This window comes from Desulfosporosinus fructosivorans (assembly GCF_004766045.1).
Classification (GTDB): Bacteria; Bacillota; Desulfitobacteriia; order Desulfitobacteriales; family Desulfitobacteriaceae; genus Desulfosporosinus; species Desulfosporosinus fructosivorans.
The window spans coordinates 60,917-82,741 of the sequence record NZ_SPQQ01000007.1 but is presented as its reverse complement, the minus strand read 5'-3'; the positions used below and the strand labels follow the sequence as shown (position 1 = coordinate 82,741).

Genomic DNA, 21,825 nt, shown 5'->3' with positions numbered 1-21,825 from the left:
CTTAGTAAAAGTGCTGACGATGATGGAGTGGGAAATTAATAAAATTGAGGGTCTTTGCGTCTTAACGCGAAGACCCTTTTAATGTCCCGGTAACAACAAATGGAGAACCTCTATTATTAATCTACAACAATATTCAGTTCTTTCTGGCATAAATTGGAGTTAATAGTAAACGTACGCTTAGGAAAAGCTAAGATTTAGTTACATTATAGAAATACATATATAATATACGAGGTGAACACTAGTGAAAAAAATTAAGGACAGGTATTTGGTAGGTCTTATATCGGGTCTTGGGGGTAATTTAGCAAAAATAGCTGTTGAGCAGGTTTTCAATAAATCAGGTTTTTCTAAAAGTAATGGTTACACTACTGCTGCCGGAATTTTCTTAAAAAGGTCTGACGTTTCAACCCCCTACGGGAAGGCAGTGGGTATCCTTGCTGACAATATGATTGCTGCGGGACTTGGAGTAACTTGTATATATTGGCTAACACTTATGGGTAAGGACAATCAATTGATAAAAGGGGCTGGATTAGGTGCCGCTGAATGGGGCGCTTTATATGGAGTGGCCTCTAGTATTGGTGCTACAGCTATTTATCCTGTAAAACCTAAAGATGCAATTGCTACCTTCATATCTCATCTTGCGTTCGGAATGACGAAAATCTCTATAGCAGTAATGTTGGGAGATAGCCGTTTATTCAAGCCGAGTAATTTGACATTGGAAATAGATGAAGCACAGAGTTTATTGGCTAAACCTGATGAAACAAACCAGTTTAAGCAACATTATTATAATGTCTAACAAGTAGCAGTCTACTCTCCCGGTCAAAACGAGGATCTGAAATCCGGCATTTCTCTCTAAGAGTGCTGGGTTTTTGTTTTAATTACATTCCTACTTTGCTTAAATCTTCACATTCTTGGACAGACTTATATTAGAAAGAAAAAGATGTCTTGAGAGTTGCTTAGACAACTTAATATGAGATGTTCAGGAGAGAGGGTTTAGACTTTATGAAAGCAGTAAGAATTATTGTCGGCATAGGCATTATTGGAGTTTTCCTCATGGGGGCTATGGGGGTAACAGTCGATGTAGGAAGTATGATGGAAATAAATAATAGAGATAAAGCAATTAATGAATCTCAACTTGCTCCAACGTCGGATCAACTAATCCGTTTTCACGTCCTTGCAAATTCGGACAGCGAACAGGATCAAAAGTTGAAGAGGGCGGTTCGAGACGCCATCTTAAAAGACGTTGCTCCACGCTTAGCGGCTTCGCAGTCATTGGATGAGTCGCGGCAAATCCTTAAGCTCGTCCGTGCAGATATGGAGAGCATTGGGCGTTCTGTAGTAACTTCGTGGGGTAAAGATTATACAGTAAGTACAGAGTATGGAAATTTTTCGTTTCCTACCAAATCCTATGGGTCGTTGGTGTTACCTGCGGGAGAATATGAAGCGCTACGCGTGGTGATCGGAGAAGGGCAAGGGTCGAACTGGTGGTGCGTGCTTTTTCCACCACTTTGCTTCGTTGACATTGAGCAGTCCACGGCTGTTCAAGTTGATGGGAAACAAGGTGTCCCAATTAATAGAACTATTAAACAGACTGAAAATTCTACGAGCGGTTCTCCAAAGGTGCGCTTTTACTTCTGGGAAAGGATAAAGCAATTTTTAGATAGAGAAAATGCATAGACCAAATATTTACATTAAGATAACCATTGACTCGCTTGTCTCTTTGCGATATAATCTCTCTTGTTCACTAAATTAATAGAACTATATTAGTTTTTTGCGGTTTACTGAGCATGGAGAGGTGGCTGAGTGGTCGAAGGCGCCCGCCTGGAAAGCGGGTACATTGGGCAACCGGTGTCGAGGGTTCAAATCCCTCTCTCTCCGCCATTATTTAGAGGTTTCAAGCCAAAGTATTCGACTTCGGCTTTTTATTTTGTTATAATTGATTTAGCCGTACTAGATGGGGAGGTAGCGGTTCCCTGTAACTTGCAGTCCGCTATAGCAAGATTGAATTCCCGCGAAAGGTCCTCACCTGTGAAGCTGTCTTTGGTGGGCGGCGATGAGATTTTGGTCTTACGCAACAGGACACTCCGAACCGTGTCAGATCTTGACGGAAGCAGCACTAAGGAGAGCGTTTTGTGTGCCGTGAGGTTGCCTGAATCGAGTTTGTCGATCAAGGTAACGTTCGGAGGTGATGGTTCGATCAAGGGTGTACGGCTATGATATATTCTGTTAAAGGTGGTCAATGTACCATCTTTTTTGGTATATAACAGTATACTCTGTTTATCGAGGGTGATAGTATGGCATATTTGGCACTGTATCGTGAATGGCGACCAAGACTGTTTAAAGACATTGTAGGGCAAGAGCATATTACAAAAACATTGGTCAATGCCCTAAAACAAGAGAAAATCGCCCATGCGTACTTATTCAGTGGACCAAGAGGTACGGGTAAAACAACTGCCGCTAAAATTCTAGCTAAGACCTTAAATTGTGACCAGCGAGAAGGCATGGAACCGTGTAATCAGTGTGCTTCATGTATCAGTATCGACCAAGGCTCAGCTATGGAAGTATTCGAGATTGATGCTGCTTCAAACCGTGGGATTGATGAGATTCGCGACCTACGTGAAAATGTTAAGTTAAGTTCGATACAAGGAAAACATAAAGTTTATATTATTGATGAAGTACATATGTTAACAACAGAGGCTTTCAATGCCTTGCTCAAGACACTGGAAGAGCCTCCGCCACAGGTTATTTTCATTTTGGCAACTACTGAGGTTCAGAAAATACCTTTGACGATTCTCTCACGTGTACAACGTTTTGAATTTCATCGAATCTCCGTAAACGATATCCAAAAACGCTTGCTTGAGGTATGTAGACATTTAAGCCGGGATGTTAAGCAAAGTGCCTTAGTGGTGATAGCTCAAAAATCCGAAGGAAGTCTTCGAGATGCCTTAAGTATCCTAGATCAATGTCTTCTTCAGGATGACCCGATCGGAGTAGAAGAAGTATATATGGTACTGGGGATGGTCGGTGAGACTTTTAGTGCTCAGTTAGTCGAAGCACTAGTATCTTCTGATTATGGCAAGAGTCTAACCTTCTTAACAGAGGGAATTGAGCAAGGCCGTGATCCACGCCAGATCATTAGAGAACTCTTGGATTATCTTCGTCAGATGCTATTGACGGCCACTACGGGAGAAAGCCCAATGGTTGCACCTCATATTCAAGATCAGTTAGTTGAACAGAGCCAACAAATCGGAATTTCCCAAATGTTAAATTGGATTTCAATTTTATTACAAGGAGAAGGTCAACTTAAATATGCGTCTAACGCCCGGTTAGCTGCCGAACTCTTGTTGGTGCAGGCCATTCACGAAAGTCTGCCTACATCGATCAATGGGCAGGAAGAGATTTTAAAGCGGTTAGCTGTATTGGAACAACAAATTCGAGGTACCCGTATACTCCAGGGTAATGATACTGAAGAAAAAATTTCGGCCAGCCCAAAGGTGGAGGTCCCGAAGAAATTACCCTTATCCCAGAAAAATCCCAGCGTAGAACCTAAAATAGTTGAGAACCTAGCAGGCGGTTCTAAGCTGAGCTTAAGCATTATGGAGATCCAAGAACGTTGGAATGACGTTTTAGAGCAAGTAAAAAAACACAAAAAATCAACACAAGCGTTTTTGATGGAAGGAAAACCATTTCAACTCCAGGGTGATACCCTAACTATACTTTTCCGCGAAGGATGTTCCTTTCACAAGGACAAAGTGAGCCAAACCGAAAATCGCCAGACAATCGAAGAGGTATTAATGCAGCTATTCGGTATGCCCCTAACCTTGCAAAATTTTATGGAAAATGAGTTTAAGGCCAAGGAATTGCCAGAAAGCCAAGACCCGCAAACTCAGGAGCAGGCATTTATTGACAAAGCCAAGGATATGTTCGGAGCGGATCGAGTGGTTGTCAAAGAGGGGTAAGCAGAGGACGATACCTCAATCCCACTTGTAGAGGTTTGAGCCTCACGATTGGATTAACCATACGAAAAATATATAGATAGGATGTGTGTTAATATGGCAGGGTTAAAAGGAATGGGTGGCGGCGGAATGGGCGGTAATATGAGCCAAATGCTAAAGCAGGCCCAAAAAATGCAAGAAGATATGGCGCGGGTACAAGAAGAACTTCTGACTAAAACGGTGGAGGCCTCATCCGGCGGAGGAATGGTTCAAGTTATCATAAGTGGAAAAATGGAATTAGTTGATTTAAAAATTAAACCTGAAGCTGTCGACCCAGAGGATGTAGAAATGCTAGAAGATCTTATAAAAGCTGCCTTAAATGAGGGTTTAAGGAAAGCTCAAGAAATGGCCAGTAATGAAATGGGTAAACTGACGGGTGGTTTAAAAATCCCCGGATTGTTCTAGGCTAATCTATGGATTTCTTACAATATCCACAGCCTTTGGCAGATCTTATTAGCAGCTTGGCCCGTCTACCAGGGATTGGTCCCAAAACAGCTGGTCGGTTGGCCTTTTACCTCCTTCAACAACCGCAGGTTTCAGGGGATTTAGCGAAGGCTATTGTAGTGGCTAACCGAGATATTAGGAAGTGTTCCATTTGTTCGAATTTTACAGCTAAGGACCCATGTGAACTCTGCCAAAATACACAAAGAGATCAAACAGCGCTCTGTGTTGTTGAGCATCCACGTGATGTTGTGTCCTTGGAGAAAACTAGAGAATTTAAAGGACGCTATCATGTTCTCCACGGTGTCCTCTCCCCAATGGAAGGAATTGGTCCAGAGCAGCTGACAGTCAATTTGCTCTTGAAACGTTTAGATGGAATACAAGAGGTTGTTATGGCGCTGAACCCAACTGTAGAAGGGGAGGCAACTGCTTTATATTTAGCGCGCTTGTTAAAACCTTTAGGAATTAGAGTAACTAGGATAGCGCATGGCTTACCCGTAGGTGGAGATCTAGAATATGCGGATGAAGTAACCATAGCCCGCGCTCTAGAAGGACGACGTCAACTTTAAATATCAGTTTAGTAATTTAAAAGCATGCTCACTGTAAGTAATGAATTTTGTGAGCATGCTTTTTTGTACCAAGAATTGCTTCAGGTTTGATGCCAGAGAACTCGTTCAAGAAAAGTTGAAACATTAACATCTTAATGTGGATAATATTCGAATCGACTCGTAAAATGAGACGGAATTCTTTAATTTATTCTGTTGACTATTTCGTTTATAGGAGAGATAATGAGTATATAATAATGAAACAAGGTTTTAAGGAGTAAAACAACTTGAAGTCTTCAACTAAACATAGAACTATGCCATGAACACTAGATTCTATGTTATCCTTGGTCATTATTTCCAAAGGATACGTTGTTCCTGCTCCCTTTAACAAAAGGGAGGTAGGTAGAGGGCGTATCTGAAAGCCCATAAGTACCTAGTGTGAATGGCTGAATGAAGAAAGGAGGGAAATTGTCTTATATTATTGTCTAAATACTTTTTAAATCTCGTAAGCTAACTTGAGTTCTTCTTTGATCTGCCAGCGCATAGTTATTTAGGGACTAGCACTGGACAAGGAGGAGAAGTCATGACCTTGATTTTTCTTGGTCTATTCATTTTGCTTATTGGATTAGTAGTTCGGTCTGCACTTGGTAAGCCAAACTTATTGTTGAAACTAATTATTCATATGTTAGGTGGAATTGTCGGACTCTGGTTGTTTGACTTTTTGCTAAGTATTCTGGGATACTCCATCCCTATTAATTTTTTCACAATAACTATGGTTGGACTATTAGGGTTTCCTGGAGTTTTGGCGCTTGCTGTATTGCAGTTTTTAGGGATTTAATATCTATATAGTTGGTTCCACCATCGAACTCATAGCAAGGAATTAAAGTTGTTTTAGCTGAAATTTAATTCTTGACGAATGAAACAATAAACGTGTATAGTTAATTGTACGGTCGGAAACTATTTAGATAAGTCTGAATAGTTCCGATCAATTTGTTTATTTTTTATTATGAGTTTTGATTAATATATACTGCAATATAGAAGAAATCTTTGGGCTTTATAACTTATTGTAGAATAGATTCTATTGTGTTATTATGAAGAGGATGTCAGGTGGTCAGACCAATTATCAGTTTATTTAACTCTATAGGTGTTTGTATAGCTCACATAGGAGGCAGTGGAAAATTAAAGCTTTCCATAAACAAATTTAATTAAAATAATCACATAATTTAGGAGGAAGAAAAATGGCTAAAATGAAAACAATGGATGGTAACGAAGCGGCCGCTCATGCATCTTATGCGTTTACGGAAGTCGCCGCAATTTTCCCAATCACCCCTTCTTCAACTATGGCTGAATTTGTTGATGAATGGGCTGCCCATGGAAGGAAAAATATTTTTGGGCAATCGGTCAAGGTAGTAGAGATGCAATCCGAGGCAGGTGCTGCTGGAGCAGTACATGGTTCACTTCAAGCTGGAGCATTAACGACAACCTATACTGCTTCGCAAGGGTTACTATTAATGATCCCTAACATGTATAAAATTGCTGGTGAGCTTCTGCCGTGTGTTTTCCATGTCAGTGCTCGTGCTTTGGCAACCCATGCACTTTCAATTTTCGGTGACCATCAGGACGTAATGTCGGTACGGGCGACTGGTTTTGCCCAGCTTTCTTCACATAACGTGCAAGAAGCTATGGACATGGGCTATATTGCTCACTTAGTAACGGTCAAATCCCGTATACCGTTCCTTCATTTCTTTGACGGGTTCCGAACTTCTCATGAAATTCAAAAAATCGAAGTACCAGAGTATGAGGAAGTTGCAAAGCTGTTAGATATGGAAGCAGTACAAACATTCCGTGACAGTGCTTTGAATCCAGAGCATCCTGTTCTGCGCGGAACAGCTCAAAATCCAGACGTTTACTTCCAAGGACGTGAAGCTTCTAATAGTTTTTATGCTGCTGTTCCTGACTTAGTCGAACAAGCTATGCAAGAATACAAGGAACTTACTGGCCGTGAATATCACCCTTTCCAATATTATGGTGCTGACGATGCAGAGCATGTCATAGTGGCAATGGGCTCGATGTGTGACACAATTGAAGAAACAATTGACTATCTCGTAGCAAAAGGAGAAAAGGTTGGAGTCGTTAAAGTTCACCTCTATCGTCCGTTCTCCAGTGACTACTTCTTTAAAGTGTTGCCTAAAACTGTTAAGACGATTGCAGTACTTGACCGCACTAAAGAACCCGGTGCTACGGGTGAACCTCTTTACCTAGATATTAAGGATATTTTCTATACAAGCGATATCAAGCCAGTGATTGTCGGCGGACGTTATGGCTTAGGTTCTAAAGATACAACACCTTCTCAAGTACTGTCAGTATACAAGAATCTCATGTCTGAAAGTCCTAAAAATGGCTTTACCATAGGTATTGTCGATGATGTAACACATACATCCTTAGCAGAAGACGAAGTTATTGACACTGCTCCAGAAGGGACTATTTCCTGCAAATTCTGGGGTCTTGGTGCCGATGGTACTGTTGGTGCTAATAAGCAAGCTATTAAGATTATTGGAGATCACACTAAGCTTTATGCCCAAGCTTATTTCCAATATGACAGTAAAAAATCTGGTGGAATTACGGTTTCTCATCTGCGTTTTGGTAAAAAGCAAATTAAATCCCCTTATTATGTGACAGGTGCCAATTACATTGCTTGCCATAACCAAACCTATGTTTACCAATATGACCTCTTAAAAGGTCTCAAGCAAGGTGGCAACTTTGTCTTGAACTGTCAATGGACTCCAGAAGAACTGGATGAAAAACTTCCTACTACAATGAAACAAGCCTTAGCGAAAACTAAAGCTAGCTTCTACATTATTGATGCAGTAGCAATCGCTCGCAAGATCGGTCTTGGTAACCGCATTAACATGATCATGCAGGCAGCTTTCTTTAAGCTCGCCAATGTGATTCCTGTTCAAGAGGCTGTCGATTATCTAAAAGCATCTGTTGTAAAAACCTATGGTAAAAAGGGTCAAAGCATTGTAGATATGAACGTTGCAGCAATTGATCTCGGTGTTTCTTCCCTCATTAAAGTAGAAGTTCCTGCTTCATGGGGAGATGCAGACAATGCGCAAGCTGCAGCAGCGGCTGATGAACCGGACTTTGTGACGAATATCCTTCGTCCGATGAATGCCTTAGAAGGAGATAACCTCCCAGTCAGTATTTTTAATGGCCGTGAAGATGGGACTTTCCCAGTAGGAACGGCTTGCTTTGAAAAACGTGGTATTGGAGTTATCGTACCAGAATGGCAGATCGAAAATTGTATCCAATGTAATCAATGTTCTTATGTTTGTCCGCACGCAGCGATTCGTCCGTTCTTAATGAACGAGGAAGAAACAAAAAATGCGCCAGAATCCTTTGTGGGTAAGAAAGCAATAGGTAAAGAAGCAATAGGTCTGCAATTCCGCGTTCAAGTGAGTGCCTTGGATTGTACTGGGTGCGGAAACTGTGCTGAAGTTTGTCCTGCTAAAGTTAAAGCACTCGTCATGAAACCAGCAGCTGAACAAATAGAACAACAAGCTCATAACTGGGAGTACGCTGTTACGCTTAAAAACAAGAGCAACCTGTTTAAGATGACTTCAGTTAAAGCTAGTCAGTTTGCTCAACCCCTACTTGAGTTCAACGGAGCGTGTCCAGGGTGTGGTGAGACTGCTTATATTAAACTTATTACGCAACTATACGGCGACCGCATGATGATTGCCAATGCTACTGGTTGTACCTCTATTTGGGGCGGCAGTGCTCCTGCAGTTCCATATACCACCAATGAAGAAGGCAAAGGACCAAGTTGGGCCAACTCTTTGTTCGAAGATAACGCTGAGTTCGGTTATGGGATGTACTTGGGCGTTCGTCAACAACGCGAAAAATTAGCGGATTTGATGAAACAAGCGTTGGAGATGGAAATTAGTGCTGAGCTTAAAGAAGCTTTCCAAGAGTGGATTACAGGTTGGGATGATGCTGACGCCTCCAAAGCAGCGACCGTTAAGATTCTTGCTGGGCTTACAGGTTACGCTGGGGATAACAAAGTAATCGCAGAAATCTCTGCTAAAAAAGATCATTTGGTCAAAAAATCGCAGTGGATCGTTGGTGGAGACGGTTGGGCGTATGATATCGGATTTGGTGGATTAGACCACGTCTTGGCTTCCGGAGACGATGTAAATATTTTTGTTGTGGATACTGAGGTTTACTCCAATACTGGAGGACAGTCATCCAAATCAACTCCTCGAGCAGCTGTGGCCAAATTCGCTGCCGCGGGTAAAAAGATTCGCAAGAAAGACTTAGGCATGATTGCTATGAGTTATGGTTATGTTTATGTAGCACAAATTGCTTTGGGCGCAGACATGGCTCAAACGCTTAAGGTTATTAAAGAAGCAGAGGCGTATAAGGGACCTTCTTTGATTATTGCATACGCTCCTTGTATCAACCATGGCCTTAAGGCAAGTATGACTAAGAGTGTACAAGAAGCAAAGAAAGCTGTTGATTCTGGTTACTGGCATCTCTATCACTACAACCCAGATTTGATTGAGGAAGGCAAGAATCCATTTAGCTTAGATTCTAAAGAGCCGTCTACGTCTTTCCGTGAGTTCATCATGGGCGAAGTTCGTTACTCTTCATTGCTGAATACTTTCCCTGAAAGTGCAGAGGAACTCTTTACTGGCGCTGAAAAGTACGCGAAGGTTCGTTATGATTCTTACAAACGCCTTGCTGACCAAAAGTGGGACTAAGGCCCGTAGCGACAATTCATGAATCCGGAAAACTTCAATAGGTATTTCTGAGGAGCAGATATAATCTGCTCCTCTTTTTGTATGCCTTTTTAACTCCTTTTTTTATTTAATTTATAACTCTACCCGTAGGGGCAATTCATGAATTACCCCTTGGGGAGAATAATCGACTCATTGCGGGGTAAAATAAGCGAGAGAAGGAGGGCGAAAGCATGCGCAGTTGGCTGAAAATGCTTAAAGATCTTACCGTTCGCCCGAAGGGAGAAAAGCAGATACGGAAGTCTCCCTCGTATTCTTTTGACGAGGAGATGAGCATGCCTTTATCTGGAATTACAGTGAAGGAGATCTTATCCACGAGTAGCGATGTCGTATTCCGGGAGTTTTTCCTCGAAGCAAAAGAGCGTATTCCGTGTATGCTAGTGGCAGTCGATGGGCTAGTTGATAAAAATTTACTCGATCAATTTATTCTCAAACCGCTAATGGTAGATTTACCTGGACATCCAGAATTAGAAAAGGTGACCTTATCAAATGTTGTTGATATCACACTACAGAGTCTACTCCCGGGTCTAGAGATTAAGAAATTAGCCAAAATGGGTGAAGCTGTAGATGCTATTCTATCCGGCGATTCGGTAATTTTTTTCGGCAATTTGACGGAAGCTATCGTTATCGGTGCTAGAGGGTGGGCCAGTCGCGGCGTAGCGGAACCGATTACGGAGTCGATTGTCAAAGGACCACGTGAAGGGTTTTCAGAAACACTTCGCACTAATACCTCACTTTTGCGGCGTAAGATCAAACATCCCTCCTTACGGATCATCTCTTTGAAACTTGGAGACATGACGAATACTGATCTTGTAGTCACCTATATAGAAAAAATAGCAAGTCCAGATATCGTTTCCGAAGTTATCAGGAGGCTAGGCACTATTAAGATAGACGGCATGTTAGGGAATGGATATATCGAAGAAATGATTGAGGACAATCCCTATTCGCCCTTTCCTCAAATCTCCTTTACGGAACGTCCAGATGTTCTGGCGGGAAAACTTTTGGAAGGGAAAGTCGGCATTATTTGCGACGGAACCCCCATAGTACTTGTGGTACCAGCGGTATTGACGCAGTTTTTAAATGTAAATGAAGACTACTACCAACGGGCCATGGTTGCGATCCTTTCTCGCTTTGTGCGGTATCTAGGATCATTTATAGCAATATTGGCTCCTAGCATTTATATAGCAGTAACGACGTTTCATCAGGAAATCATACCGACAGATCTATTGATGAGCATATCCACTGGCAGGCAAGGAGTGCCATTTCCAGCGCTGTTAGAGGCCTTAACCATGACGGTTACTTTAGAAATATTGCAAGAAGCGGGGCTTCGCTTACCAAAGCCTATCGGGCAGACGATTGGAATTGTTGGGGCACTGATTATCGGCGATGCTGCCGTGAAGGCAGGATTGGTCAGTCCCTTGATGGTAATTATTATCGGATTGACAGCTGTAGCGAGTTATGCAATTCCAACTTATGATTTGGGTCTTGCTGTACGCCTCATGCGATTCCCACTGATGATTTTGGCGGGAATCCTTGGGTTCTTTGGGGTCTCTGTAGGTCTCTATCTAATCTTAATTCATCTACTAAGCCTTCGTTCCTTCGGAGTACCTTACTTAAGTCCGATAGCCCCGCTGCGTATCCGAGCATTATTGCAAGACACATTTGTTCGAGCACCATGGTGGGCTTTAAAGCGTCGTCCTCAACTCATCGATGTTGAGGAGCCGCGATCAGGCGGGAAAGGGAAAGGGTAACGATGGAAAGAATCTCGACGCATCAATTCATGATCTTAGGGGCAGCTGTACTCCTAGGGGGAACCTTTCTTCCCTTAGCTACCTTTGTTACTGGAGCTGGTGGACGGGATGGCTGGATGGCGGTCTTGCCGGGATTTGCCGTGGCAATTCCTTACGGTCTAATGGTACTTTCATTTTTGTCACAGCATCCGCGCGAAAATTTGTTACAGATTTCGGAAAAAGTCTTTGGGAAATTGATAGGGAAAATTATCGGATTCCTATATATATTAGTCTCATGTTACTATGGCGGATTAATGTTGGCGGTAATTGGGATAATCTTTGAGCAATCGATCATGTTGCTAACTCCTCGTTGGGTGTTCTACTTAGGTGGTCTTTTGCTCGTGTTATATATGACGGAAAATGGAATCGAAGTATTTGCTCGTTTTTCCGAGGTTGTCTTTCCTATAGTCGCATTCGTAATGATTCTGAATATTGGGCTCTCTATACCGCGGATTGAACAAGGGGAACTTTTCCCTATTTTAAGCGAAGGATTGAAACCGCTTTATTACAGTACGCTTAAAGTAATACCATTTCCAATGGAATATATCCTCTTCTTAGCGGGAATCCTTGCTTTTCTACCTACTGGCAAACAAGTGCGTGGTCGATTGAAGACAGGGGTTTGGCGAGCTGTTTTTTTTGTAGGAATTTTAGATACTTTGGTTGTACTAATTCAAATTCTTGTCTTTGGACCAAGGGAGACTATTCGTTTGGCATTTGGTTTTCTTGTATTAGGGAAAATGGTGGAAATTAGCCGGACGATTGCTGGAGTTGAATCCATATTTTTGGGAATCTGGCTTGGAGTGCTAGTTATAAAATGTTGTGCTTTTTTTTTCATGACCACTTGGGGCATAGAAACCGTGTTAAATTTGAAGGGCTTAAAATGGAGACTTGCAGTGAGTGCCGTATTCTTGGGAATTGCTCTCAGGACTGTGAATGGATATTCTTTAAGTAGGGAAGCGGCATTCATAGAAAGTTATCTAATTTTGCCTTTTGCGGCCGTTTGGATACCTTCCTTATGGGGAGTCTCACGTTGGAAGAAAGGAGCTGGTGTTCGACGAAACGCATAAAATGGAAAAGAGGGCTTGCTGAGGAGCCCAGTTCAGGCAGGAAAGGGAAAGGTTACCTATGGAAAGAATCTCGACGCATCAATTCATGACATTGGGAGCAGCAGTACTTTTGGGGACAACGTTTCTCCCAGTAGCCGCGATCGTTACTGGGGTCGGCGGGCGGAATGGGTGGATGAGCGTCTTACCTGGGTTTGCTGTGGGAATTCCTTACGGCTTAATGGTACTTTCATTAATAGAAAAATATCCTCACAAAAATTTGCTGCAGATCTCGGAAACACTCTTAGGCAAGTGGATTGGAAGAATCATAGGGGTCTTATATATTCTAAATATGGGTTACCTTGGCGGCTTGTTACTAGGGCAAGCAGGGGATATCTATCAGATCTCGATTATGCCATTAACCCCTATCTCGGTGTTCTACCTGGGAGGACTGGCAATAGTATTTTTCTTGGTGAAGTCTGGAATTGAAGTGTTTGCACGTTTTTCTGAATTCGTTTTCCCCTTGATTGTCATAGCGTTGGTGGTGAATTTGACTCTCTCTATTCCTAGAATTGAGCAAGGGGAACTTTTGCCGATTTTTAGTGGAGGAATAAAACCACTTATTTTGGGGGGAATCAAAGTAGTTCCTTTTGCGATGACCTATATGCTCTTTTTAGCCGGAATTCTTGCTTATCTACCAACTGGTAAGGAAGAGCTTGGACAATTGAAGAGAGGGATTTGGCGAGGTTTTATTTTGGTAGGAACTATAGATACGCTGGTTGTAATAATGCAAATTCTTGTTTTTGGACCAACTGAAACCGTTCGATTGGTCTATGGTTTACTTGTGTTAGGAAAGATGGTGGAAATAAGCCGGACGGTTGCTGGAGTCGAATCCTTATTTTTGGGAGTTTGGCTTGGGGCTCTAGTCATAAAGGTTAGCGCCTCCTTTTTTGCAGTGATGTGGGGCTTAGAAACTGTCTTTAAGTTGAAAGGATTAAAGTGGAACTTCGCCGTGGGTATTGTCTTTTTGGGAATTGCTTTCAAGTTTACAGAAGGAGCTAATTTAATTAGGGAAATTGGACTTGTCGACACTTATCTAACTTTACCTTTTGCCTCCATTTGGATTCTTACCCTTTGGGGAGTCTCGTGCTCGAAGAAGGGAACCGCTGTTTAAAACGGACTAAATGCTGAAATGGGGCTTGTAGTTAAGTCCCATCAGAGAGAGGGCAATGAAACTGATGGAGCGAATTTCCACACATCAATTTATAACCTTAGGGGCAGCAGTGCTCTTGGGTACAACGTTTCTACCAGTAGCCTCGATGGTTACAGGAGTCGCAGGACGGGATAGCTGGCTGTGCGTCTTACCTGGATTTATGGTGGGAATTCCCTATGGCTTTATGATTATTTCACTTCTTGAACAGTATCCACGCAAAAATTTGCTGCAGGTCTCAGAAACACTATTTGGAAAATGGGTGGGGAAATTTATTGGAGTCCTTTATATTACAATCACAGGTTACTTTGGTGGGCTTTTGCTGGGACAAGCTGGGGATATCTATCAGGCTTCAATTATGCCATTAACGCCATTCTTGCTGTTCTCCCTAGGAGCGTTGTTAATCGTTTTTTACCTAATAAGATCTGGGATAGAAGTGTTTGCCCGTTTTTCCGAAGTCGTTTTTCCTGTGATTGTGATTGCATTGGCTCTTAATGTCGGTCTCTCCATTCCGCGGATTGAACAAGAAGAATTTATGCCGATCTTAAGTGAGGGATTAAAACCACTTTTTTGGGGGGGAATAAAAGTAGTACCCTTTGCGATGGAATATATTCTCTTCTTAGCGGGACTTGTCGCGTTTCTACCTACAAGTAAACAAGAACTGGGTCAATTGAAGACCGAGGTTTGGTGGGTAATTTCTTTAGTAGGCATTCTAAATACATTCGTCGTTTTAATTCAAATGTTAGTTTTTGGACCAGCGGAAACCGTTCGATTAGTCTATGGCTTTCTTGTATTAGGGAAGATGGTGGAAGTAAGTCGGACCGTTGCTGGAGTTGAATCCTTATTTTTAGGGGTTTGGCTTGGGGCGCTGGTCATTAAGGTAAGTGCCTTCTTTTTTGCAGTGAACTGGGGCCTAGAAACCGTCTTTAGTCTAAAAGGAATAAAATGGAACATCGCGGTGAGTGCCGTATTTATCTTGATTGCTTTAAGATTTCAAAGAGGAGCCTCGTTAATTAGGGAAATCGGACTGGTTGACAATTATCTCATTTTACCTTTTGCGTCTGTTTGGATCCTCGCCCTTTGGGGAGTCTCGCGCTGGAAGAAGGGAAACGGTTTTTTATGAAAATTATTAGGCGATTTAAACGAGGACTCGTATTAATCTTAATCGCAGCAGGTATCTTAATATTTTTAACTGGATGTTGGGGAAAGCGGGAAGTAGAGGAATTGGCCCCTCTATTAGGAGTAGGATTTGACCTTGGGGATAAACCTGGTACATTTCTCATAACACAGCAATTTGCAATGCCTAAAAAAGGAGGGGAAACTGGTGCGGAGATTGAGGACCGGACGTTTAGCATAGAGGCTTCAAGCTCTAGAGAAGCTATTGAAAAGATTTCAAAAGTCACCTTTCGGACACCTTTTATGGGTTCATTGAAGGTAATTGTTATCGGCGAAGATTTAGCAAAATCTGGCGACTTTACTGATATGCTGGATTTTGCGCAACGTTTTGCTGAGTTTCGCCGGTCAATGTATCTAGTTTTAGCGAAAGGGAAGGCTCAAGATATCCTGAGTATAAAATTACGCTCTGGGCAATTACCATCTATGGCTATTAAGGGCATGATTGAAGGTGGGGATGAAATATCGAGCTTTCCGACGGTACGGTTAGGGCATTACCTGACAATTTTGGGTACAAAAAGCACGGCGCCAATTTTGCCGGTGCTGGAGAGCGTAAAGGCAGGGGAGGGCATCGAATACAAAGCGGAGAAAGAGAATGAAGCGGAAGAGATACAGATACAAGGAGCAGGAGTTTTACGTGGGGATCGCTTCGTTGACCTTCTGACAGACGAAGAAACCAAAGGGTATATGTGGTTGGAGAATGACGTTATACACCGCTTAATTAACACGGTGGGTAGCGGAGAAAGCAAGGTTGACTTTGGTGGGCAAGTCATAAGTAGCAAAACAAAGTACAAAGTATCCGATAATGACGGAGCGATAGAGCTAAAATACCAGATCAAAGCTAGTATTGCTGTCGATGAAGTTTTAGGATTAAAGAAACAACTTTCCGAGACGGAGTGGCTGGAGCTCATGAAGGAGGCAGAAAAGGACTTTGCCGAGGTGATTAGGAAAGAATGTGAGCTTTCTATTCAGAAAGAAAGGGAGTTAGGGCTTGATTTTTTGGGGATCGGACGGCACGTTGAACAAAAAAATTCGAAATATTGGAAGACGGTAAAGGATCAGTGGGAGGAGAAGATTGCGGATTTCCCAGTTGCTCTGGATGTTCAAGTCAAGATACATCATTCGGGTATGTCAAGCAGCAGCGTAACGACTAATTAAACGGGAGAGGGGTAAGACTAGGGGTAGAAGTAAATAGGGGGAATATAAGATGATTAAGACAATCCACAACCGAACGCAGATACCTATGGAGATTAATGAGAACCCTGAAGCTCAGGAAGTCCCCTCGAACGAAGGAAAGGTCCTCCCAGTGTGTTATCGTTGCGCTCAAGTCCCTAGAAATGGGCTATACGATGGTTTCCGGATTGAGGGAATGTTTTTCTGCTCGGATTGTCAGCAAGAATTGTTCATGGCGGAGCAAGGCTCTCCGGAGTACCAAGAATTTCTGTTTTTAATCAAAGGGTTACTTTTTAGGGACAATTCATGAATTGTCCCTACCGGTTTCATACGGGTTATTCATTGGAGATGAAAAATTTCCTAACTTATGATAAAATGTAAAGAATACCATGTGTCAGCTGTGTTTTTTGTTAATAACACTGGTTGATTGGAGGATTCATCGGTGGGTGATCTTGGAGAGGGACTGAGTCGTTACCAAAAAAAAGGATTTTGCTCTTTCCATACTCCTGGCCATAAAGGTCGACAGGAGTTTTTTAATGGCATAGATTTTCTGGGTTATGACTTAACCGAGCTTCCAGGACTCGATATGCTTCATTCACCGCAAGGGATAATTGCTGAGGCACAAAAACGGTCGGCTGAGATCTTCGGAGCTGAGGAAACATTTTTCCTTATAAATGGAGGAACGGTTGGAAATCAAGCGATGTTTCTCACTCTGGAAAATACAGCTGCTAAACGGGTTGTCGTGGAGAGAAGTTCCCATCGCTCCGTTATGTCGGCATTGGTCTTAAGTGGAATGATGCCAGACTATGTAATGCCTACAATTCACCCAGATTTTAATCTTCCGTTAGGGCTTGACTTGGAGAAGCAACAGATTTCTTGGCAAGTAGCCGCTGCCTGCCACGTCACGTATCCTACTTACTATGGAACCGGCTTCGAGTTGAGCCAATTATTAGATGAAAGAACACGTTTGGGAATTAATACACCGATACTTGTGGATCAAGCTCATGGATCACATTATCTAGGATTACTATTTCCTCCGAGTGCTTTAAAACTTGGTGCAGACCTTGTTTTACATAGTTCTCATAAAACGTTAAGTTCCTTGACTCAGTCAGCTATGCTGCACGTTCAAGGGAATAGAGTTTCTCGCACCCGTTTAAGGCAAAGCCTAGAACTTCTTCAATCTTCAAGCCCGAGTTATTTACTTCTGGCTTCGTTAGAACGCGCTGGAGAATTCGCTCAAGACTTTGGGCGTTGGGAGTGTCTCCAGGAAGAGGTTGCAGAGCTACATCGGAAAGTGGGGATGAGCTTCCGTATTCTCTCTGAAAAGGATGTCGGGACGTATGGTATTCACACGGTAGATTGGTCGAAAGTTTTGATCAATACTTTGAAGCTGGGGGTTCCGGCTCCTCGTTGTGTGGAGTACCTTCGAGAAGGTTTCGGTATTGAACCAGAGTTATGGGATGAGGAAAACATTCTCTTTATGTTGGGAATTGGGAACACGCCAGAGGATATCCGAAGGCTCACAAAGGGGTTAGAAAGTTTAGCCAGTTTTGCTCATTCAGTTGGCTTTACTGAATCAAAAGGGCAAGTGGGAAACGATAGATTTAAAACTCTGCCTTTGCCACACTTAATTCTTTCCCCACGAGATGCCTTTTTTGCCCATAAGCGCCAAGTCCCTCTTAAGGAAAGTTTAGGTCATATTGTCGGAGAAACGATTTCCCCGTATCCACCTGGAATCCCTATCGTTGTGATGGGCGAACAAATGACTCACGAAATTCTGGGCATGTTACTCACTGCTGGAGAGGGGCGTTGGCAGGGGTGGGACGGTTTCGAAAACCAAACAATTTGGATTGTCGAGGAGGGATAAGGGATGAAGATGGTGATCGCGATTGTTCAGGACAAGGATGTTAGTAAACTTCTACAATGTGTGACACGCGTTGGATTACGTGCAACTCGTTTGGCAAGCACGGGGGGGTTTCTGAGGTCTGGGAATACGACGCTGCTCTTTGGGGTTGAAGAGGAAAGGTTAGAAGGCCTCTTATCGACGATCCGCGATACCTGCCACCAACGCGATGAGATGCTGACACTAGCCCAGCCTATTATGGGACCGGTGGATGCTCATATTCCCTTTCCAATAGAAGTTCCAGTCGGTGGAGCCACTGTTTTTGTTTTGGATGTTGAACAGTTTATTAAGGTGTGACGATATGAACTTACAATTAGCACTTTTGGAGAAGGCTGCACGTGAAAACAGATTGGCACACCTCTTACTTTTCCATGGAGGAAGTGCACTGCATCAGAGGGAGGTTGCTCTCCGGTTAGCGCAAATTTTAAACTGTAACCAGCCTATGCTGGAGGGACCTTGCCAGGAATGTTATGCTTGTCATAAAATTACCAGCAAAAATCATCCCGATGTTTTATGGCTAAAACCACTTAAGACGACCATTGGGATTGAGCAGATTCTCGCCTGGCAACAAAAGGTATACCTTAAGCATTATGAGGGGAATTATAAAGTTTCTGTCATCGAGCAAGCGGATTTAGTGACGTTACCGGCAGCTAATGCCTTATTGAAGGTGATTGAAGAACCGCCGGAGCGGACCATTATTATATTATGTGCCCAAAATGCCGATGGGATTTTACCCACAATACAGAGCCGTGCCCAGCTTGTTTATTTACCTGATCTTTCCGAAGAAGCTTGGCTAAAGGGATTAGGAGAGGTGGATCAGCAAGACGCCGATCGGGCCTTTCACTTAAGTGGGAAAAACCAAAACTTGGCGACAGCTATTCTAGAGCACGGTATGCCATTGCTGAAAGAGTGGGTCGAAAAGTTTCGGACTGCGGTGGAAGAGAGAGATTTCCTTAAACTCTTTTCTCTGTTCCCGATCGATAAGAATCAAGCAGTTCTTTATTTACAAGTCATGGCGGCACAGACCCAGGAAGGGATGCTCAAAGGGATTAACCGTCCTTTTGAGTTTTTGGCGATCGGAAGGGCTATTGATGTACTACGACAACAAGTAAATCCGAGACTTGTGATTGAAGTGCTGGCTTTAGAATTATTCCAACGAGGAGGGGATCTCTGTGATTGAGGTTGTAGGCGTTCGCTTTAAACACGCTGGTAAAATATATTATTTCTCCCCGGGAGACCTTAAACTTGACGCATCTGATAAGGTGATCGTTGAAACAGCCAGAGGGGTTGAATTTGGGGAATTGGTCATTCCAGCTCGTCTTGTAGCTGACGAGGAAGTGATTCTGCCTTTAAAACAGGTCATGCGTAAGGCTACTACTGCGGATGAACAATTTGTCGAACAAAATAAACTAAAAGAAAAAGAAGCTTTTCAAGTATGTTTGAAAAAGATTTCGGAACATCAATTACCGATGAAATTAGTTGATGTTGAGTATACGTTCGACGGGAACAAAATCATTTTTTCCTTTACGGCAGAAGGGCGCGTGGACTTCAGGGAATTAGTGAAGGATTTAGCCGCAATATTCAGGACTCGTATTGAGCTTCGGCAAATAGGCGTGCGTGACGAGGCTAAAATGCTCGGAGGAGTCGGTTCTTGTGGACGGATTCTCTGTTGTACTTCTTTCTTAGGAGACTTTGAGCCGGTATCAATTAGAATGGCTAAAGATCAAAAACTCTCTCTTAATCCAACTAAAATTTCTGGTATTTGTGGTCGTCTCATGTGTTGCCTTAAGTATGAAAATGGTTGTTATAAATCTGAAGACAAAGAGCGTTGTTGTCGTCATAATGCTCAAGTCGGAGAAAAGATGGCAGAAAACTCGGATGAAGCAAACCTTCAAGCAGAGAGTGCCGTCTTAGCTAGGCCTGACGGGCGAGTGCAACGCAATAGGAAAGGGGAAAAGCCCAAAGGAAAGAGTGAGAGAGTATGAGTCAGTTGACCCAGGCTCTTACAGAAGTGGAAGAAAAATTGCGTTCTCTTCTTGAAGAGGTTAACCGTTTAAAGCCTTATGTTCAAGCTTTAGAAGAAGAAAATATAAAGTTAAAACGGGAATGGACCCTTCCTGAGAAGGAAACAGAACGCGTTATAGCCAATGCTGAACACATTCAAGGGGTCGCTCATGATAATCTTGTGCGCCTGTATCAAGAAGGTTTCCATGTCTGCCACCTTCATTTCGGGCAACCGTTAGAAGGGGATTGCCTGTTTTGTATGGGCTTTTTGAGGAAAGACTAATTAAACCAGGCAAGGAGTCGAAGATATGTTGGCTAAAGGTACGTTGTACGTATGTGCGACGCCAATTGGAAATCTGGGAGATATCACCTTGCGGGTTTTAGACACGTTACGAGAAGTAAATTTGATTGCTGCTGAGGATACGCGTCATTCCCGAAAGCTTTTGCAACATTACCAGATCACAACGCATATGACTAGTTATCATGAGCATAATGAAAAGAAAAAATCTCTAGAACTGCTGGAGAAGCTTAAATCTGGTCAAACGATTGCCCTCATTTCTGATGCAGGCTTGCCAGGGATTTCTGATCCAGGATATGAATTGATACGTGTTTGTTATGCGGAGAATATCCCAGTTGATGTTTTGCCTGGACCTAATGCGGCACTTACAGCTTTGGTGTTATCTGGAATGCCTACAGAGCATTTTGCTTTTCACGGTTTTTTGCCAGCCACATCAGGCTCCAGAAAGAAAAACCTTGAGCAGTTGGCAAATCTTCCCCAAACACAGATCTTTTATGAAGCCCCTCATCGTTTGGTGGCGACTTTACAAGGGATCTCAGAGTGCTTTGGGGAACGTGATGTAGCTGTCGTACGCGAGTTGACAAAGTTACATCAGCAAGTACACAAGGGAACCGCTTTAGAGTTAAAAGAAGCTTTCGGGTTGACAGCACCACGAGGAGAGTGTTGTATCATTATAGCGCCCTATGTCCCCGTCAAACCAATAGGAGGCCCGGAAGAATGGTGCCAAGAGGTCAAAGAAGGCATAAATCGAGGATTGAGTAAGAAAGATGCTATGAAAGAAGTGGCGAAGCGTTATGGCGTCAGAAAGCCAGAGGTTTATCAGGCGCTTTTAGATGAAGAGGACTGAGGATTGGGTATAGCTAGCAGAGGCCAGAGATCTGAGGTTAAGGACAGAAAGATGTGCTGACAAGGATGGTGAGAAGGGACCCTTCGCTATGGGTGACTAGATGCCATGACGACGAAATGGAACCTGACCGACCTAATACTTTCTGGATATGAAAAAGAAGGCCTTAAAGGCCTTCCAAGTTTTGAAATCAATGGGGTCACTTCCGTTTTTATGTACTAAGCTTGTGAGATTAAACGGCTTTTGATTCACTGCTTCCAGAAACGGTTTCTCCCATAGCAATTGCACATTCACGGCAGACGTTTTTGCCATGAAAAAGTTGGTTGTCACTTGCATTACCACAAAATACACAAGCTGGCTCATACTTTTTGAGGATGATTTTTTCTTGATCAACATAAATCTCAAGTGCATCTTTTTCGTCAATACCTAAAGTGCGGCGAAGCTCAATCGGTAAAACTATACGACCAAGTTCATCTACTTTTCTCACGATCCCAGTGGATTTCATCATTTAATTTTCAACTCCTCTTTACAACAGCTTTCGACAGGAAACTACAGACTTATGATACCAATCGTTCCATTTAAAGTCAACCCATTTTTTCATTTGGTTTAT

At 42.7% G+C, this 21,825-nt stretch carries 20 protein-coding genes, 1 tRNA gene and 1 other RNA gene; 21 read left to right on the top strand and 1 reads right to left on the bottom strand.

The genetic code is table 11. The annotated features are described in order from the left end of the window. Positions 1-241 precede the first annotated feature (241 nt). The 21 genes from E4K67_RS18900 (at position 242) to rsmI (ending at position 21,218) form a co-directional block, all read left to right on the top strand. Positions 242-793, top strand: a complete 552-nt coding sequence (locus E4K67_RS18900; RefSeq protein ID WP_135549584.1) for a hypothetical protein — start codon at positions 242-244, stop codon at positions 791-793. 206 nt (positions 794-999) lie between these two features. After that, positions 1,000-1,674: a stage II sporulation protein R gene (gene spoIIR / locus E4K67_RS18895; protein ID WP_135549582.1), complete on the top strand. Its 675-nt coding sequence runs from the start codon at positions 1,000-1,002 to the stop codon at positions 1,672-1,674. A 112-nt stretch (positions 1,675-1,786) separates the two neighbouring features. Continuing rightward, positions 1,787-1,878, top strand: a tRNA-Ser gene (locus tag E4K67_RS18890). A gap of 64 nt (positions 1,879-1,942) precedes the next feature. Further along, positions 1,943-2,208: signal recognition particle sRNA large type (gene ffs, locus E4K67_RS18885), an RNA gene on the top strand. Between the two features lie 83 nt (positions 2,209-2,291). Next, positions 2,292-3,956, top strand: coding sequence for a DNA polymerase III subunit gamma/tau (gene dnaX / locus E4K67_RS18880; protein WP_135549580.1), 1,665 nt, complete (start codon positions 2,292-2,294; stop codon positions 3,954-3,956). A 93-nt stretch (positions 3,957-4,049) separates the two neighbouring features. Next, positions 4,050-4,397 (top strand): YbaB/EbfC family nucleoid-associated protein, encoded by a 348-nt coding sequence (locus tag E4K67_RS18875; RefSeq protein ID WP_135549578.1) that lies wholly within the window; start codon positions 4,050-4,052, stop codon positions 4,395-4,397. An 8-nt stretch (positions 4,398-4,405) separates the two neighbouring features. Beyond that, a complete protein-coding gene (recR, locus tag E4K67_RS18870; protein WP_135549576.1) occupies positions 4,406-5,002 on the top strand; it encodes a recombination mediator RecR in 597 nt (198 codons plus the stop codon). Positions 5,003-5,561: 559 nt separating this feature from the next. Continuing rightward, positions 5,562-5,816, top strand: a complete 255-nt coding sequence (locus tag E4K67_RS18865) for a pro-sigmaK processing inhibitor BofA family protein (RefSeq protein ID WP_135549574.1) — start codon at positions 5,562-5,564, stop codon at positions 5,814-5,816. A gap of 400 nt (positions 5,817-6,216) precedes the next feature. Further along, positions 6,217-9,741 (top strand): pyruvate:ferredoxin (flavodoxin) oxidoreductase, encoded by a 3,525-nt coding sequence (gene nifJ, locus E4K67_RS18860; protein ID WP_135549572.1) that lies wholly within the window; start codon positions 6,217-6,219, stop codon positions 9,739-9,741. 209 nt (positions 9,742-9,950) lie between these two features. Then, positions 9,951-11,528 carry a spore germination protein gene (locus tag E4K67_RS18855; RefSeq protein WP_135549570.1) on the top strand — a complete coding sequence of 526 codons (1,578 nt, stop codon included), beginning with the start codon at positions 9,951-9,953 and terminating at the stop codon, positions 11,526-11,528. Positions 11,529-11,530: 2 nt separating this feature from the next. Then, a complete protein-coding gene (locus E4K67_RS18850) occupies positions 11,531-12,634 on the top strand; it encodes a GerAB/ArcD/ProY family transporter (protein ID WP_135549568.1) in 1,104 nt (367 codons plus the stop codon). 58 nt (positions 12,635-12,692) lie between these two features. Then, a complete protein-coding gene (locus E4K67_RS18845; protein ID WP_135549567.1) occupies positions 12,693-13,784 on the top strand; it encodes a GerAB/ArcD/ProY family transporter in 1,092 nt (363 codons plus the stop codon). A 64-nt stretch (positions 13,785-13,848) separates the two neighbouring features. Continuing rightward, on the top strand, positions 13,849-14,943 hold the full coding sequence (locus E4K67_RS18840) for a GerAB/ArcD/ProY family transporter (RefSeq protein WP_135549918.1): 1,095 nt from the start codon (positions 13,849-13,851) through the stop codon (positions 14,941-14,943). Beyond that, positions 14,940-16,151, top strand: coding sequence for a Ger(x)C family spore germination protein (locus tag E4K67_RS18835; RefSeq protein WP_135549565.1), 1,212 nt, complete (start codon positions 14,940-14,942; stop codon positions 16,149-16,151). Before E4K67_RS18840 ends, E4K67_RS18835 begins: the two co-directional genes overlap by 4 nt. A gap of 49 nt (positions 16,152-16,200) precedes the next feature. Then, on the top strand, positions 16,201-16,476 hold the full coding sequence (locus tag E4K67_RS18830; protein WP_135549562.1) for a sigma factor G inhibitor Gin: 276 nt from the start codon (positions 16,201-16,203) through the stop codon (positions 16,474-16,476). A gap of 132 nt (positions 16,477-16,608) precedes the next feature. Further along, positions 16,609-18,033, top strand: coding sequence for an aminotransferase class I/II-fold pyridoxal phosphate-dependent enzyme (locus E4K67_RS18825; protein ID WP_135549560.1), 1,425 nt, complete (start codon positions 16,609-16,611; stop codon positions 18,031-18,033). Between the two features lie 3 nt (positions 18,034-18,036). Next, positions 18,037-18,366 carry a cyclic-di-AMP receptor gene (locus E4K67_RS18820; RefSeq protein ID WP_135549558.1) on the top strand — a complete coding sequence of 110 codons (330 nt, stop codon included), beginning with the start codon at positions 18,037-18,039 and terminating at the stop codon, positions 18,364-18,366. A 4-nt stretch (positions 18,367-18,370) separates the two neighbouring features. Continuing rightward, positions 18,371-19,249 carry a DNA polymerase III subunit gene (locus E4K67_RS18815; protein ID WP_135549556.1) on the top strand — a complete coding sequence of 293 codons (879 nt, stop codon included), beginning with the start codon at positions 18,371-18,373 and terminating at the stop codon, positions 19,247-19,249. Next, positions 19,242-20,054: a PSP1 domain-containing protein gene (locus tag E4K67_RS18810; protein ID WP_135549554.1), complete on the top strand. Its 813-nt coding sequence runs from the start codon at positions 19,242-19,244 to the stop codon at positions 20,052-20,054. The genes E4K67_RS18815 and E4K67_RS18810 overlap by 8 nt, the downstream gene beginning before the upstream one ends. Next, entirely contained in the window at positions 20,051-20,356 is a 306-nt protein-coding gene (locus E4K67_RS18805; RefSeq protein ID WP_106797850.1) for an initiation-control protein YabA, read from the top strand. The genes E4K67_RS18810 and E4K67_RS18805 overlap by 4 nt, the downstream gene beginning before the upstream one ends. Before the next feature lie 25 nt (positions 20,357-20,381). After that, positions 20,382-21,218 carry a 16S rRNA (cytidine(1402)-2'-O)-methyltransferase gene (rsmI, locus tag E4K67_RS18800; protein WP_135549552.1) on the top strand — a complete coding sequence of 279 codons (837 nt, stop codon included), beginning with the start codon at positions 20,382-20,384 and terminating at the stop codon, positions 21,216-21,218. Between the two features lie 229 nt (positions 21,219-21,447). Here the strand turns inward: rsmI and E4K67_RS18795 are convergent, their stop codons facing one another. Then, positions 21,448-21,720 carry an AbrB/MazE/SpoVT family DNA-binding domain-containing protein gene (locus E4K67_RS18795; protein ID WP_199242601.1) on the bottom strand — a complete coding sequence of 91 codons (273 nt, stop codon included), beginning with the start codon at positions 21,718-21,720 and terminating at the stop codon, positions 21,448-21,450. Between the last annotated feature and the right edge of the window lie 105 nt (positions 21,721-21,825).

Excerpts from the sequence above, each read along its gene's own strand:
- spoIIR (WP_135549582.1), top strand. The coding sequence starts at position 1,000 with ATGAAAGCAGTAAGAATTATTGTCGGCATAGGCATTATTGGAGTTTTC.
- dnaX (WP_135549580.1), top strand. The coding sequence starts at position 2,292 with ATGGCATATTTGGCACTGTATCGTGAATGGCGACCAAGACTGTTTAAA.
- E4K67_RS18875 (WP_135549578.1), top strand. The coding sequence starts at position 4,050 with ATGGCAGGGTTAAAAGGAATGGGTGGCGGCGGAATGGGCGGTAATATG.
- recR (WP_135549576.1), top strand. The coding sequence starts at position 4,406 with ATGGATTTCTTACAATATCCACAGCCTTTGGCAGATCTTATTAGCAGC.
- E4K67_RS18865 (WP_135549574.1), top strand. The coding sequence starts at position 5,562 with ATGACCTTGATTTTTCTTGGTCTATTCATTTTGCTTATTGGATTAGTA.
- nifJ (WP_135549572.1), top strand. The coding sequence starts at position 6,217 with ATGGCTAAAATGAAAACAATGGATGGTAACGAAGCGGCCGCTCATGCA.
- E4K67_RS18855 (WP_135549570.1), top strand. The coding sequence starts at position 9,951 with ATGCGCAGTTGGCTGAAAATGCTTAAAGATCTTACCGTTCGCCCGAAG.
- E4K67_RS18850 (WP_135549568.1), top strand. The coding sequence starts at position 11,531 with ATGGAAAGAATCTCGACGCATCAATTCATGATCTTAGGGGCAGCTGTA.
- E4K67_RS18845 (WP_135549567.1), top strand. The coding sequence starts at position 12,693 with ATGGAAAGAATCTCGACGCATCAATTCATGACATTGGGAGCAGCAGTA.
- E4K67_RS18840 (WP_135549918.1), top strand. The coding sequence starts at position 13,849 with ATGGAGCGAATTTCCACACATCAATTTATAACCTTAGGGGCAGCAGTG.
- E4K67_RS18835 (WP_135549565.1), top strand. The coding sequence starts at position 14,940 with ATGAAAATTATTAGGCGATTTAAACGAGGACTCGTATTAATCTTAATC.
- E4K67_RS18830 (WP_135549562.1), top strand. The coding sequence starts at position 16,201 with ATGATTAAGACAATCCACAACCGAACGCAGATACCTATGGAGATTAAT.
- E4K67_RS18820 (WP_135549558.1), top strand. The coding sequence starts at position 18,037 with ATGAAGATGGTGATCGCGATTGTTCAGGACAAGGATGTTAGTAAACTT.
- E4K67_RS18815 (WP_135549556.1), top strand. The coding sequence starts at position 18,371 with ATGAACTTACAATTAGCACTTTTGGAGAAGGCTGCACGTGAAAACAGA.
- E4K67_RS18805 (WP_106797850.1), top strand. The coding sequence starts at position 20,051 with ATGAGTCAGTTGACCCAGGCTCTTACAGAAGTGGAAGAAAAATTGCGT.
- rsmI (WP_135549552.1), top strand. The coding sequence starts at position 20,382 with ATGTTGGCTAAAGGTACGTTGTACGTATGTGCGACGCCAATTGGAAAT.
- E4K67_RS18795 (WP_199242601.1), bottom strand. The coding sequence starts at position 21,720 with ATGAAATCCACTGGGATCGTGAGAAAAGTAGATGAACTTGGTCGTATA.